Raw genomic sequence first — 528 nt, forward strand, 5'->3', positions numbered from 1 at the left:
GCTAAGAAAGAAGCAGAAGCAGATGTTGCAGCAGCGAAGGAAGCAGCCAAAGCAGTATTAGCTAAAGGTGACAATGCGACAGCAGCTGAAGTTCAAGAAGCGCAAGAAAAAGTAACAGAAGCGCAAGGTAAGTTAGACAAAGCGAAAGAGCAGTTAGTCGACAAAGCAGACCAGATAGCTCTAACGCAAGCGAATAACGACTTAGCAAGCGAAGTAGCAAGTCAACCAACTACAGATGACAAGCCACAAAGCAAAGTTGACGCATATACTAAAGCAAAAGAAGCGGCGGATAAAGCAGTGGAAGCAGCGAAAAAAGTAATAGCGGACGACAATGCGACACCAGAAGCTGTACAAGCAGAGCTAGCGAAAGTAAACGCAGCCAAAGCAGCCTTGAAAGCGGCAGAAGATGCCGTAACAACCGCAGCGACAACTACAGCGAAAAATAAACTAACTGAGGATAAAGCGAAGTTAGATGAAGCTGTAAGTACAGAAGGTAAGACACCAGAAAGTATTCAAGCATACGAAGCC

At 45.3% G+C, this 528-nt stretch carries 1 pseudogene; it reads left to right on the forward strand.

Annotated features, from left to right (window positions below):
- Positions 1-528: pseudogene (locus tag HT719_RS10730) on the forward strand (FIVAR domain-containing protein); the annotation flags it as partial.

It is taken from the genome of Streptococcus sp. k-378, assembly GCF_013277505.1.
Classification (GTDB): Bacteria; Bacillota; Bacilli; order Lactobacillales; family Streptococcaceae; genus Streptococcus; species Streptococcus pseudopneumoniae.